Origin of the sequence: Bordetella tumbae (assembly GCF_965139195.1) — a bacterium.
GTDB lineage: Bacteria > Pseudomonadota > Gammaproteobacteria > Burkholderiales > Burkholderiaceae_B > Bordetella_A > Bordetella_A tumbae.
In genome coordinates, this window is record NZ_CBCSJH010000003.1 from 38,967 (window position 1) to 51,260 (window position 12,294).

Genomic DNA, 12,294 nt, shown 5'->3' on the forward strand with positions numbered 1-12,294 from the left:
ATAGATGAAGAATCTAAGCATTCTTAACGGAGCAACCATCGCATTCGACCTGGACGGCACCTTGGTCGAGTCAGCTCCAGATCTGATCGGTGCTGTGAACGCAATCCTTATGTCGGAGGGCTTTAAGCCCCTAGCGTATGAAGCAGGCCGTCCGTTTATTAGCCGTGGCGCGCGATGGCTGTTGCAGTGGGGGCTTGAGAACGCTGGTGATCCAGATCCAGCAGCCCACACAGCGGCTTTGTTTGGCCGTTTCATTAGTTACTATGCTGAGCATGTTGCGGACGAAAGTAAGCCCTTCCCTGGCGTGATCGATGCTCTGAGGATTCTGAAGTCGGCAGGCGCGAAGCTGGTGGTATGCACCAATAAACCCACCGATTTGTCACGAACGTTGCTGGCCAAACTAGATATGGCAGATTTGTTTGACGCAATAGTAGGATTGGACGCCGTAAAAGCGGCCAAGCCTAATCCCGCCCATCTTATTGAGGCCGTGGATGCCGTAGGCGGCGATCTTGCGCGCACAGTCATGGTAGGTGACGCTGACACCGACGCCGGAGCCGCAAGATCTGCTGGGACTTCTCTGATCTTGGTCGACTTCGGCTATACCGAAATCCCCGCTGCCGAACTGGCCCCAGACATTCTGCTGCATCACTTTGATGACCTAGTGGGCGCTTGCGTCGCCTTGCTCAATGACGGGTAACCGCTTGGATGGCGAGGTCATTCTCTACCCGGCTTTCGAACGTAATAGATATCCCATTCACCTTCAGAAGTCGGCACGAAGCCATGGCGCTGATAGAAACGGTTTGAACCGCTACCGCGCAAGGCTCCTAAGCGGATTTCCATGTGATGGGCGTCTGCACCTTTGAATACGTCGCGCAAGACTGCGGCGCCAATCCCCTTTCCCTGATGGTTGGGCAGGATGTAAAAATGATCTAGAAGCCAATGGTCCTCTCGTGGGCGAATCAAAATGAAGCCAGCTCGAACACCGTCAGCGACTATGAATCGGCACAGATAGGGATCAAAAGACGCCAGAAAGCGCTCTCGAGCACGTTGTGGGTCAAAACGCCCAATGCGCTCTAGGCTCTCGCGCATTGCAGCGATACGAATGTCGACCAGTACATCAGCATCGGATGAATCTGTACTAGCAAAGCTTAGCTTCAAGCCGGCCGCTGCCGACAAGAATTTAGTGTTCAAGACTTTCCCCTTGTTATCAGGCTATTTTGGGTTAAATCGAAGACTCCTACAATAGGTCCAGTCCCATCGTATAGCCACTGACAAGGAAGACCCAAAAAACATGAGCCATCGCATTGCACGACCGTCGCCTCGTTGTATAGATACGATCATCTTTGACCTGGGTAATGTTCTCATCCGGTGGGACCCACGCCATCTGTTCAGAAAAATCTTTGGTTCTGACGAAGTCGCAATGGAGCATTTTCTATCCGTCGTGTGCACTCCAGAATGGAACGAGGAACAGGACCGTGGCCGTCTATGGAAGGACGCTATCGCAGAAGCGGTCGCACGACATCCGGAACACGAGTCGAACATCAATGCCTATTTCGATCGTTGGTCAGAAATGATACCGGGCGAGGTCGAGGGGACAGTCAAGGTTCTGGCGCAATTGCGCGACCTCGACCTCCGATTGCTGGCGTTGACAAACTGGTCGGCAGAGACGTTCCACATTGCGGAGGCACGGTTCCCATTTTTGAATTGGTTTGAGGGAATCGTGGTTTCCGGCCGCGAACGTGTCATCAAACCCGATCCAGCCATCTTTAAGCTGATCATCGATCGCTACCATCTGAGCCCCGAGAAAACGGTCTTCATTGATGACAACGTCCGCAACGTTGACGCGGCAGAGCGAGAAGGCCTTCACGGCATTCATTTTCAGAACGCAGATGAGTTGGTTGCCCGGTTACAGGAGTTGGGTGTCTTGCCTCCTGACAGGGGTTAAACAAGGGATAACGTGGCAGGCGTGATGCGTACCTGTCGATACTTAGGCAAGACCTATGCTAATGACGACGTCCAAGTCAGAATATTCGTCAAAGCCGCCGTGAATATACGAACCCGCTGCGAGCAGCGCGGTCAGCCGCGTATCTGCAGCGACTGCCGCGCGGACATTCTCCAAGTACCGGCTGTGTAGAGCTGGGGCGTAAGGGGCTGGGAGCCTCGGGACGCTCGCCCTACAGGGTAGGTTGCGGAATCGGCGTGTCTTTCGGCAGCGTGCCCGAAATGCGCGATGGGCAATCCGAAATCCCCCACTTGGTGACCACACCCTTCTCTATCATGAATTTTTCTACGCATACGTGATATGCAGAAATAGGGCCCCAGACATGTTCGTACGAAACGATTTTTGCCCCGCTTTCAAGCGTATAGCCATTTTTGGGAGGCCCCCACTTGGAAATCAATTGCTCTTCTGTGCTGCCGACCCAGGTTGCATTGGCGTCGTTGTAGGTTTTGTTCCGCTTGCCCATCAGCATGTTCATCTGTGCAGAAGTACATCCCGCGAGCAACGACGGCAGAACAACAAGCAGTGCTAATTTTTTCATTTTGAGTATTACCGCAAAGTTCGACTATTGAGAGCTGAGTGCTTGATTTTCAAGGCGTCAATGTATCAGAAACCTTGCCGCCTCGCCGCGGGCATTTCCACAGGGCGCCTGGGGCGGCTTCGGTATTCTCCAGCCTGTTATTTACTTGCCTTGCGAGTCGCCAGCGATCTTCCTGGCCGTCAGCGTCACGGTGAAAAACTCGCCGCGCTTATCGGCCGAAACGGCATCCAGCTGGTTACTTCCATAATCGGCATGTTGCCCGTTCTCGAATCGAGGGTAATACCCTTTCCAGAAATAGCGCGCCTGTGTCCCGCCCGCGAGCACTTTTTTCGCAGGCAGCCCGGCTACGAAGCGCGTATCGGCGATGTCCGGCCGCGCTCGCAAAGCGACTCGGGCCTCGGTCAATGTCCAATGGCATACCTCGCGCCCGTAATAATTCTCATCGAGCAGCATGTCGGCATAAATGGTGCCTACATACTCGGTGGCGGATATACGGGAAAGGCGGAATGGTTCGTGGCTGGATAAGCTCGGCACGTGGCCGGACAAGGCGTTGGATTTTCCGCAACGGGCGCCGTTGCTGGCGTCAAACTGCACAGTGCCCTCTACCACCGTAAACGGCGATTTGCCGTCGGCTGTGCTTGAGAGATCCGACGCATTGGAAAGTGTCAGCCGTATCTCATAGGCCTGTGTCGGAGTGGGGTTCAGCTTGCGCAGCGGCGGCGTGAGCGTGTTGGGTGTGGTGTCAACTCTGGCCTGGGTATCGGCGTAATTAGACCCACAGCCGCCGGCGGCCAGAAGGATCAGCGTCGGCAATGCCCAGCGTAAGGCCGGCGATGAGAGATATCGAAAGGCGCGCGACAATGTCGATGTTTCCTATGTTAGCTATTAGATGTTTACTCAACTTTACAGATATCCCACAGCTTCATGAGTTCTGTAATGGACATATTGATAGTAGACAGCTTCACGCCATCCCTAGCCGATATCGACACGCCCAGAAGGAAGCTGTTGAAGGCATTGCCCATGGCACGAGCATGCGTGCCCTGGGCAAGCTCCCCCGTGACAACACCGCGTTCGACACACCGCACAAAGCCTTCCAAAGTGCGTGCTCGCGATGCCGCAAGGGGCTTTACAACGTGGGCATGCTCTGGCGTGGGGGCGCTCACGATGCCCAGCGTCACCATGCAGCCCTTGGGGTGACCCGGTTCGCACTGCATTTTCGCCGATCCGCGCAACGCACGCTCAATCGCCTCTCTTGGTGGTATCCCATCGTCCCAAAGGCAAGCCGTCACTTGAGCGTAGCTCTCCAGATAGCACTGGACCACTTCGCCGAACAGGGCCTCCTTGGAACCAAAGGCGGCGTAGAAGCTCGGCGCAGAGATTCCACCGCCCATACACGCCTTGAGCTGGCTTAAGGACGTCGTTTCGTACCCCTGTTCCCAGAACAGGTGCATCGCTTGCTTAACGGCTTCTTGGCGATCGAATGTCCGCGGGCGTCCCATCTGCGCCATATGCACCTCCCAAAGCTTCCTTACGGATTTATATCCTAGTCGATACATAAATCGTTGACAAGAGTGGCGTGCATCGATACATTTATATCAATCGGTACATATATTGAGCAAAGAGGCTCGAAGCACGTGCCGAACCCTACGCCTCAGAAGGAATTTGTTGTGGAAAGAACACCGGCCCAGCGAGCACAGTCCGATCGCTTACCTATCACCGCATTGCTAGCACTAGCCATGACCGGCTTCATCTGTATCGTCACGGAGACGATTCCCGCAGGCCTGTTACCGCAGATCAGTTCCGGGCTCATGATCAGTCAGGCGGCTGCTGGTCAAATGGTGACAGCCTATGCACTTGGATCGTTGTTGGCGGCGATCCCCCTTACCATCGCAACACGCGGTTGGCGGCGTCGCAATGTGTTGCTGTTAACCATCGGCGGCTTCCTCGTTTTCAACTCGATTACGGCGTATTCGAGTCACTATGGGCTGACGTTGTTTGCACGATTCTGTGCCGGTATGGCAGCCGGATTGGCCTGGAGTTTGGTCGCGGGATATGCACGCCGCATGGTCGAGCCCCATCAGCAAGGACGAGCGCTTGCCGTAGCAATGGTAGGCACCCCCATCGCACTCTCACTTGGCGTGCCGTTGGGCACCTTCATGGGCGCTGCTATCGGCTGGCGTTCCTCATTCTGGGTCATGTCAGCTTTGGCACTGACGCTGGTTTTATGGGTTATCGCAAAATTACCTGACTATCCTGGCCAGTCCTCCCGGGATCGCATGCCTCTGCGTCGCGTTTTCACGACGCCAGGCGTGCGCCCCGTTCTAGCGGTCGTTGTAGCTTGGATGCTGGCGCACAACATTCTGTATACCTACATTGCGCCATTCGTCGCGCCCGCTGGTCTAGGCGAGCGGGTTGACCTTGTTCTATTGATCTTTGGTGCGTCGGCGCTTGTGGGAATCTGGATGACAGGGAAACTAGTCGACAACTTTCTGCGAACCACTGTCCTGACAAGCCTAGCTGCATTTGCAATCACAGCTCTCATCTTCGGGATCGGTGCAAGCACTCCGCTCGTCGTCTACTTGGGTGTCATGGTTTGGGGAGTGACGTTTGGCGGTGCCGCCACGTTGCTGCAGACCGCACTGGCAGATGCCGCTGGAGGCGGCGCAGATGTTGCGCTTTCCATGAACGTGGTGGCATGGAATACCGCCATTGCGGGAGGGGGAGTCGTGGGGGGNATGCTTCTCGACATTTGGGGTGTCAGGTCATATCCATGGGCGCTCGTACTACTGCTAGTCGTCGCGCTGCTGACCACATGGTTTGCGCACTCACATGCTTTCACGCCTGGACCACGACGCGCAAAAACGCAGGCTTTTGGTCATTGATAGAGTGTGTTTCGGGCTAGAAGCCGGAAAGCGTGCTTTCGTACTCTGTGAAAACTGGCCAGTTCAGAACCCGACCGCGTCTCTGCCCTTTAGGCCCAGCATGACGCGCGCTTCGTCCGGTGTGGCGACTTCCAGCGACAGCGCTTCCAAAATGAGCCGGATCCTGGATACCTGTTCCGCGCACGATTTGGCTAATTGGCCTTTGCCGAGGTAGAGGCTGTCCTCCAGCCCCACGCGGACGTTACCGCCCATGATGGCTCCCATAGTCACTAGCGGTAATTGATGGCGCCCAGCCCCCAGCACCGAAAAGCGATAGCCGCCGCGGCCAAACAGCCGGTCGGCGGTGGTCTTCATGGTGGCAAGGTTCTCTGGGTCTGGCCCCATGCCGCCCAATATGCCGTAGATGCTCTGGATGAACAGAGGTCCCTGCACCACGCCTTCGTCTACGAAGTGGGCCAGGTTGTACAGGTGCCCCAGGTCGTAGCACTCGAACTCGAACCGCGTGCCGCATTCCTCGCCCAGCACTTTGAGAATGTGGCGGATGTCGCGGAAGGTATTACGGAAAATAAGGTCTTCCATGCCTTCCACATAAGGCTTCTCCCAATCGTGCTGCCATTGCGAGATGCGTCGGGCCGCGGGATGGATGGAAAAGTTCATCGATCCCATGTTCAGCGAACACATTTCAGGTTTGGCGCGCAGTGGATAGGCCAGCCGTTCCTCCAGCGTCATGCGTGTGCTGCCGCCGGTCGTGATGTTGATGACCGCATCCGTGGCATCGCGGATGCGCGGCACGAACTGGTCGAAAATGGCCGGATCTGCGGTGGGCCGCCCGTCGCGCGGGTCGCGAGCATGCAAGTGGAGGATGGCTGCGCCAGCCCGAGCCGCGTCCACTGCCTGCTCGGCGATCTGGTCTGGCGTCAACGGGAGGTACTCGGACATGGTGGGCGTATGGACCGATCCGGTTACCGCGCAGGAGATGATGACCTTGTCTTGGCTGATTTTCATGTTGATATCTGGGGTTGAGATCTTGTAGATGTGCTGGGCCTACACGGCAAGCCATTGGGAAACCAGTGATTCGTTCGAGCCCAACGCTTGCGGACTGCCCTCGAAAACGATGCGGCCGTGGCCCATGACGCAGACCCTCGTCGACACCTTCAACGCGATGGTCAGCTTCTGCTCCACTAGTACCACCGACACGCCCTTGCGATGCATGTCCTGGATGCATTCTCCGACCTGGACGACGATCTTCGGCGCCAGGCCTTCCGTGGGCTCGTCGATCAACATGACGAGCGGATTGCCCAGCAGCGAGCGGCAGATGGTCAACATCTGCTGCTCACCGCCCGACAGGCTGCCGGCCTTGGTGTTGCGCCGTTCCTTGAGGCGCGGGAAGTAATCGAACATCTGTTCCACCGTCCAACGATGGGCGCCGGACGCAGGCCGCTGCTCGCCCATGCGCAGGTTTTCATCGACGGTCAGGTTGGCGAACACCTCGCGCTCTTCGGGCACGTAGGCCAAGCCGGCGCGATTGATCGCATAGGGACGCTGCCCGGCCACGTCTCGGCCCAGCAGGCGCACCCGACCGGACGTGGGTGGGACCAGGCCCATGATGGCCTTCATCGCGGTCGAGCGCCCGGAGCCGTTTCGACCCACCAGGCTGACTACCTCATCGCGTGCCACCTTCAGGTCCACGCCATGCAACACATGACTTTTTCCGTAGTGTGCATGCAGGTTTTCGACTTCGAGCAGTGTCGTCTCTGTCTGGTTCATGCGCTCACCTCGTCGCCGAGATAGGCTTCGCGTACGGCGGCGTTTGCGCGGATTTCGTCCGGCGCACCGGTCGCCACCACCTGTCCGTAGACCAGCACACTGATACGGTCACTTAATGAAAAGACCACGTCCATGTCGTGCTCCACGATCATCAGGGTACGTCCTGCCGTAGCCTCGCGAATTAACTCCGAGGTGTATGCAGTTTCTTCATGCGACATACCGGCCATGGGTTCGTCCAGCAGGATGAGCCGGGGGTCTGAGGCCAACGTCATGGCGATCTCCAGCGAACGCTGCTCGGAATACGCCAGCTCTCCGGCGATGGCCTTGGCCTTCGACGTCAGCCGGACTTGCTCCAGCAGGAGTTCGGTTTCGGCGCGGATGCGTCGGTCACGGTCGATGAACTTCCAGAACGCGTACTGCAGGCCATGTGCGCGCATCACGGCCAGCCGGAGATTTTCGAAGGTGCTCAGACGGGGAAAGAGGTTGGTGATCTGGAACGAGCGGGCCAGCCCCAGGCGATTGATCGCCTGGGGCGAACTGCCGTTGATTTCACGGCCCTCGAACCGGATCGATCCAGAGGATGGAGCAAGCTGGCCAGACACCAAGTGAAATAGCGTGGATTTCCCCGCCCCATTGGGACCAATGAGCGCGTGCCGTTCGCCGACACGCACGTCCAGGTCTACGCCCCGGATAATCTCCGTTGGCCCGAAGGATTTACGCAGGTCCTGGATGCTGAGGATGGATGCGCTCATACGGCTTCCTTCGAATCAAGGACATGCGGTGCCAAGGTCGGCTGAGCAGCTTGGGCGGACTCGCAGGCGGACAGCCGTAAACGGTAGCGCCACGCCAGCAGGGCGGCCACTGCAAACAGCAGTGCGGGAAGTCCCCAGGTGGTGACCGAGGACACTTGCCACGGATGCCCGAACAGCGTCACGCTCGGCCAGGCGCCGCCGGAATCGAGTTGCAGCATGGCGCGGTATTCCTGCGAAAACAGGCGCTGCAGCAGTTCGACGAGGAAGACAGTTCCCGCAGTGGCAGCTGCCGCTGCTCCCACGGCCAATCCGAACAACGGCATCGTCCGCGCCAGCCCGTAACGCTGGCGCAAGCTCGCCGCCTGGCCCACAAGTCCGCTCAGGCCAGTGGGCATGAACATCATCACCAGCACGAACAGGATGCCCTGGTAGAGCAGCCATGAGCGCGTCAAGTCTGAGACGAAGTAACCGAAGAACGTCATCAGCGAGGCGCCCAGCGCGGGGCCGAGGAACACCTGGACTCCGCCGATATAGGTGTTCAGGACTGCGGCAGCCGACAGCGCCGGATCGAACACCACATAGTTCGCCGATTCGTTCGATATCACCTGCAGGCTTCCAGCCACGCCGGAGAACATAGCCGACAGCGCGAACACCAGCGTGGCCACGCCATGCACGTTGTAGCCAAGAAAGCGCAACCGGTGGCTATTCTCGCGCAAACCCAAAGTCAGCCTGCCCAGTGGCGTCCGGGTATAGGCATAGAGCAGGGCCAACGACACCAGCACCCAGGCCAGGGTCAGGTAATACACCTGAGTTGTGGACCCAAAGTCGAACCCCCACGCAGGCATGCGCATGGTCGATAGGCCTGCTTCACCGCCAAACACCCCTTTCAGATGGGGCGCCAGCGAATGGACCAGTTCGGCGATGGCCAGCGTGATCATGGCGAAATAGGTGCCGCTGCGCTGCGTGGCGAACCAGCCTGCGATTCCACCGAAGATCAATCCGCCCACGGCGCCAGCCAACGGCATAAACGGCGTGGGCAACAGTCCCGCGCCGCCCACGGCGTTCATGGCATGCACTGTGGCGAACGCGCCCACGCCGAAATACGCCGCGTGGCCGAACGACAGCATGCCCGCCTGGCCACATAGCAGGTTGTAGGCGCTGGCGAACAGCGCGGCGATCAGCATCTGGATGGCTGCATTGAGCAAGCCCTGCGACAACAGGTAGGGCAGTGCGGCCATGAGGACGAGGCCAGCCAGGCCGGCAATCAAGTGGATTCTCATCGCATCATTCCTTCTCTCCCATGAGACCGCCGGGCCGCAGCAATAGGATCAGCAGCATCAGCGCGAATGGCAGCGTCGCAGCGAGACTCGATAGCTTGAGTGTCATCAGCCCGCCCAGATTGCGCGCCCAGTCGCCGGCGCCAACTAGCGCCAAAGCGTCGGCCAGACTGCTGTCCACCGTCACGGCCAGCGAAGTGATGATGCCGATCAGCAGAGAGGCCAGCATCGCACCAGCCAGCGAGCCCAGTCCGCCGACCACGACCACCACGAATACCATCACGCCTAGTTCCAGCGCCATGTTCGGATTGGTGGTGTAGAACGCCCCGGCCACTGCTCCCGCCAAGCCGGCCAGGGCCGCTCCTGCGCCGAACACACCCATGAACACCAGCGGCACGTTGTGACCCAGGGCCTCAGTCATGTGCGGCTTGTAGATGGCGGAGCGCACCACGATGCCGACGCGCGAGCGCGTCAACACGAGGTAGATCGCGATAAACATCGCGATGGCAATGCCGCCCATCAACAGTCGATAGAACGGGTACTGCGTCGCGCCAATGCTGAACGCCGAGAAATCGAGGGAAGTGGGAATGCGATAGTCGACCGGATAGTTGCCATAGAACAGTTTGATCGACTCGGCGATGATGAACGACAGGCCAAAAGTCAGCAACAGCTCGTGCGCATGGCCATGCCGGTGCACCCGGCGCAGGAAGTAGCGCTCCACCACCACTCCGATTAGCCCAACCAGCAGCGGCGAGACAACCACGGCAGGCCAGAAGCCCAGCGTTCCCTGCAGCGTGTAGGCGAAGTAGGCGCCCAGCATGTAGAAGGAAGCGTGTGCGAAGTTGAGCACGCCCATCATGCCGAAGATGAGCGTGAGCCCGGCGGACACCATGAACAGCACCAGCCCGTAGATGATGCCGTTCATCAAAGAGAACAGGAGTTGTTCCATGGTTCGGTCAGCCAGGACGCTTCATCTGGCAGCTAGCCTGCGGCGGCGTGGCGGCCTCGTGTGCCGAGAGCAACAGCACCGGCGTGAACCCCATGTCCGTGCCGTCCACCTTCAGTTTTGCGTCGCGCGACACGACCGACACCACCATCGGCATCTGAACCTGGTGATCCTGCTCGCGCATGCTCATCTCGCCCATGGGCGTCTGGATACGGGCCGACTCCAGCGCCTTGGCGAACGTATTGACGTTCAGTTTTCCATCCTCGGGAGGTGTGCGCTTGAGTGCATCGGCCACCATCAGCATGCCGAAGAACGTCTGCGGCTCGACAAACACGGGCGCGCTGCCGTTCTTGGCGCGGTAATCGTCTACGAACTGCTGGGCATCGGCCTGACCTGCCTCGGCGTTGAAGGTATGCACCACAAAATTGCCTTGGGCCAGGTCGCCCGCGTTGGCCAGATTGCCTGGTTGATCCAGGTAGACTGTGCCATAGCGCGCCTTCAGTCCCGCCGCCTTGGACGCCTTCATCAGCAAGAGCAAGTCGTTGGACCAGTTGCCCGTGATAACGGTGTCTGCGCCGGAGGCCGCGATGCGCGCGACGTAGGGTGCGAAATCCTGGATGCGATTCACGTCGTGCAGTGTCTTGGCCACGACTGTATAGCCGCCGGCCTTCTGATTGTCGACGGTGGCCTGCTCCATGTCCTGGCCCCAGGAATAGTTCTGGTTTATGGCATAGACCTTGGTGCCCAGCGCGTTCGCTTTTTTCATGCCCTCGATCAGCGCTTTGACGCGGACTTGCGCATTGCTGGCGAAACGGAAATGATAGAAATTGCACTTCTCGCCGGTCAGCTCTAGTGCTTCGGCGCCCACGTTGATGTAGACCATCTCCTTGCCCGCGTTGCGTAGGTTGTATTTGCGTACGTCTTCGGTAATCTGCCCTCCGATGGCCGATGAAGCACCCTGTACGATGAGATGAACGCCATCGGCAGCAGCTGCCTTGAGTTTGTCCGCTGCGCCGGCGGGACCGCCCTGGTTGTCGTATTCCAGCAATTGCACCGGCTCGCCGTTCCATCCTCCGGCCTGATTGATCCGGTCCACCGCAAAGCGCACTGCCGAGCGATAGGCCTGCCCAGAGGAAGCCTGTGGGCCGGACAGCGTTTCGACCAGGCCTATCTTGACAGGCTCCGCCGCGGCGGGAGCGGCGCAGGCCGTAGCCACTATGCAGGCGCCGGCGATGAGAGATATATCGAGCTTGCTCATGTTTTGTCTCCTTTTTTTAATGAAAATATTGAAGGGCCGGTTGGCCACGCTCTAGAGATACTCCACGTTCCCATCCACGCTGATCGCTTGGCCCGTGATATTGCGCGCGGCGGGTGCACTCAGGAACAGCGCCGTGGCCGCGATGTCTTCGGCCGTGACCATGCGGCGCAACGAAATTTTCCGCAGATACTCTTCGCGCATCGTTTGGACCGGCACGCCCGCGACGGCGGCGCGCGCGCCGATCACGCCGTCCATGCGCTCACCCTCGACCGTTCCTGGCAGGATCGCGTTGACGCGCACGCCGTGCGGGCCAAGTTCGATGGCGAGGGATTTCATGAACCCGATGAGCGCCCACTTCGTCGATGAGTAGGGCGTGCGCAAGGCGTAGCCCAGCCGACCCGCCACGGAGCTTATCGCGATGAGACCGGGGTTGTGGGTGGAGGCCTTTAACAACGGCACCGCGCGGTTGGCGAAATAGAAATGACTGTTGAGATTGACGTCGACGGTCCGCTCCCAATCGCCCCTTTTGAGTTCCTCGATCGGCCCCGTGGGACCTGCGATTCCGACGTTGTTGACCAGCACGTCCAGGCCGCCCAGCGCGTTTTTCACATCGTCGAATACTGCATCCACGTCCCGCGGCACCGAGGCGTCCGCGGCGCTCGTTGTCATGCCGGGAACCTCGGTCGCCAGCCGTCTCAGCGCGGCGTGATCGATGTCGCATACATGCACCCGGGCGCCCATCTCGCAGAACGCGCGGGCTACGACCGCGCCGATGCCGGACGCGCCCGCAGAAACCAGTACGCGCAGGCCGGGCGGCGGTCGCAGCGAATCCATAAAACTTGTATGCACCAAGGGTTCCTCCTTTCTCATAA

Annotated in this window: 14 protein-coding genes; 3 read left to right on the forward strand and 11 right to left on the reverse strand. The window is 58.9% G+C overall.

Translation table 11 applies throughout. The features are described from left to right. Window positions 1-4 precede the first annotated feature (4 nt). On the forward strand, window positions 5-697 hold the full coding sequence (gene gph / locus ACNA0J_RS05465; protein WP_415817225.1) for a phosphoglycolate phosphatase: 693 nt from the start codon (window positions 5-7) through the stop codon (window positions 695-697). Window positions 698-714: 17 nt separating this feature from the next. Here the strand turns inward: gph and ACNA0J_RS05470 are convergent, their stop codons facing one another. Next, the gene (locus tag ACNA0J_RS05470; protein WP_415817732.1) at window positions 715-1,158 is read right to left on the reverse strand and encodes a GNAT family N-acetyltransferase; all 444 of its coding nucleotides are present in this window, start codon (window positions 1,156-1,158) and stop codon (window positions 715-717) included. Between the two features lie 133 nt (window positions 1,159-1,291). On the opposite strand from ACNA0J_RS05470, the gene ACNA0J_RS05475 reads away from it, so the two are divergent. Continuing rightward, entirely contained in the window at window positions 1,292-1,945 is a 654-nt protein-coding gene (locus tag ACNA0J_RS05475) for an HAD family hydrolase (RefSeq protein WP_415817227.1), read from the forward strand. Window positions 1,946-2,174: 229 nt separating this feature from the next. On the opposite strand, the gene ACNA0J_RS05480 is transcribed toward ACNA0J_RS05475, so the two are convergent. The 3 genes from ACNA0J_RS05480 to ACNA0J_RS05490 all read right to left on the reverse strand — a co-directional run bounded on the left by ACNA0J_RS05480 (window position 2,175) and on the right by ACNA0J_RS05490 (window position 4,048). Further along, window positions 2,175-2,540 (reverse strand): hypothetical protein, encoded by a 366-nt coding sequence (locus ACNA0J_RS05480; RefSeq protein WP_415817229.1) that lies wholly within the window; start codon window positions 2,538-2,540, stop codon window positions 2,175-2,177. A gap of 141 nt (window positions 2,541-2,681) precedes the next feature. Further along, window positions 2,682-3,401, reverse strand: coding sequence for a hypothetical protein (locus ACNA0J_RS05485; RefSeq protein ID WP_415817231.1), 720 nt, complete (start codon window positions 3,399-3,401; stop codon window positions 2,682-2,684). Between the two features lie 32 nt (window positions 3,402-3,433). Further along, window positions 3,434-4,048, reverse strand: coding sequence for a TetR/AcrR family transcriptional regulator (locus ACNA0J_RS05490; RefSeq protein ID WP_415817233.1), 615 nt, complete (start codon window positions 4,046-4,048; stop codon window positions 3,434-3,436). 228 nt (window positions 4,049-4,276) lie between these two features. Between ACNA0J_RS05490 and ACNA0J_RS05495 the strand changes: the two genes are divergently transcribed. Continuing rightward, window positions 4,277-5,274, forward strand: a 998-nt coding sequence (locus ACNA0J_RS05495) for an MFS transporter (protein ID WP_415817734.1), incomplete at its 3' end; no start/stop codon positions are given. A gap of 211 nt (window positions 5,275-5,485) precedes the next feature. Here the strand turns inward: ACNA0J_RS05495 and kce are convergent. From kce to ACNA0J_RS05530, 7 genes are read right to left on the reverse strand one after another with little or no spacing between them, the layout of a single operon-like run. Continuing rightward, complete coding sequence (gene kce, locus ACNA0J_RS05500; RefSeq protein WP_415817235.1) at window positions 5,486-6,427, reverse strand: 3,5-dioxohexanoate:acetyl-CoA acetone transferase; 942 nt, start codon at window positions 6,425-6,427, stop codon at window positions 5,486-5,488. A gap of 39 nt (window positions 6,428-6,466) precedes the next feature. Next, window positions 6,467-7,189, reverse strand: a complete 723-nt coding sequence (locus ACNA0J_RS05505; protein WP_415817237.1) for an ABC transporter ATP-binding protein — start codon at window positions 7,187-7,189, stop codon at window positions 6,467-6,469. Continuing rightward, complete coding sequence (locus tag ACNA0J_RS05510; RefSeq protein ID WP_415817239.1) at window positions 7,186-7,941, reverse strand: ABC transporter ATP-binding protein; 756 nt, start codon at window positions 7,939-7,941, stop codon at window positions 7,186-7,188. Before ACNA0J_RS05510 ends, ACNA0J_RS05505 begins: the two co-directional genes overlap by 4 nt. Next, entirely contained in the window at window positions 7,938-9,221 is a 1,284-nt protein-coding gene (locus ACNA0J_RS05515; RefSeq protein ID WP_415817241.1) for a branched-chain amino acid ABC transporter permease, read from the reverse strand. Before ACNA0J_RS05515 ends, ACNA0J_RS05510 begins: the two co-directional genes overlap by 4 nt. Window positions 9,222-9,225: 4 nt before the next feature. Beyond that, window positions 9,226-10,167 (reverse strand): branched-chain amino acid ABC transporter permease, encoded by a 942-nt coding sequence (locus tag ACNA0J_RS05520; RefSeq protein ID WP_415817243.1) that lies wholly within the window; start codon window positions 10,165-10,167, stop codon window positions 9,226-9,228. Window positions 10,168-10,174: 7 nt separating this feature from the next. After that, window positions 10,175-11,422: a branched-chain amino acid ABC transporter substrate-binding protein gene (locus ACNA0J_RS05525; protein ID WP_415817245.1), complete on the reverse strand. Its 1,248-nt coding sequence runs from the start codon at window positions 11,420-11,422 to the stop codon at window positions 10,175-10,177. A gap of 51 nt (window positions 11,423-11,473) precedes the next feature. After that, window positions 11,474-12,256 (reverse strand): SDR family oxidoreductase, encoded by a 783-nt coding sequence (locus tag ACNA0J_RS05530; RefSeq protein WP_415817736.1) that lies wholly within the window; start codon window positions 12,254-12,256, stop codon window positions 11,474-11,476. Window positions 12,257-12,294: the final 38 nt, after the last annotated feature.

Bases quoted from the DNA above. Each gene is read 5' to 3' on its own strand.
- gph (WP_415817225.1), top strand. From the start codon at position 5: ATGAAGAATCTAAGCATTCTTAACGGAGCAACCATCGCATTCGACCTG.
- ACNA0J_RS05475 (WP_415817227.1), top strand. From the start codon at position 1,292: ATGAGCCATCGCATTGCACGACCGTCGCCTCGTTGTATAGATACGATC.
- ACNA0J_RS05480 (WP_415817229.1), bottom strand. From the start codon at position 2,540: ATGAAAAAATTAGCACTGCTTGTTGTTCTGCCGTCGTTGCTCGCGGGA.
- ACNA0J_RS05490 (WP_415817233.1), bottom strand. From the start codon at position 4,048: ATGGCGCAGATGGGACGCCCGCGGACATTCGATCGCCAAGAAGCCGTT.
- kce (WP_415817235.1), bottom strand. From the start codon at position 6,427: ATGAAAATCAGCCAAGACAAGGTCATCATCTCCTGCGCGGTAACCGGA.
- ACNA0J_RS05505 (WP_415817237.1), bottom strand. From the start codon at position 7,189: ATGAACCAGACAGAGACGACACTGCTCGAAGTCGAAAACCTGCATGCA.
- ACNA0J_RS05510 (WP_415817239.1), bottom strand. From the start codon at position 7,941: ATGAGCGCATCCATCCTCAGCATCCAGGACCTGCGTAAATCCTTCGGG.
- ACNA0J_RS05515 (WP_415817241.1), bottom strand. From the start codon at position 9,221: ATGAGAATCCACTTGATTGCCGGCCTGGCTGGCCTCGTCCTCATGGCC.
- ACNA0J_RS05520 (WP_415817243.1), bottom strand. From the start codon at position 10,167: ATGGAACAACTCCTGTTCTCTTTGATGAACGGCATCATCTACGGGCTG.
- ACNA0J_RS05525 (WP_415817245.1), bottom strand. From the start codon at position 11,422: ATGAGCAAGCTCGATATATCTCTCATCGCCGGCGCCTGCATAGTGGCT.
- ACNA0J_RS05530 (WP_415817736.1), bottom strand. From the start codon at position 12,256: ATGGATTCGCTGCGACCGCCGCCCGGCCTGCGCGTACTGGTTTCTGCG.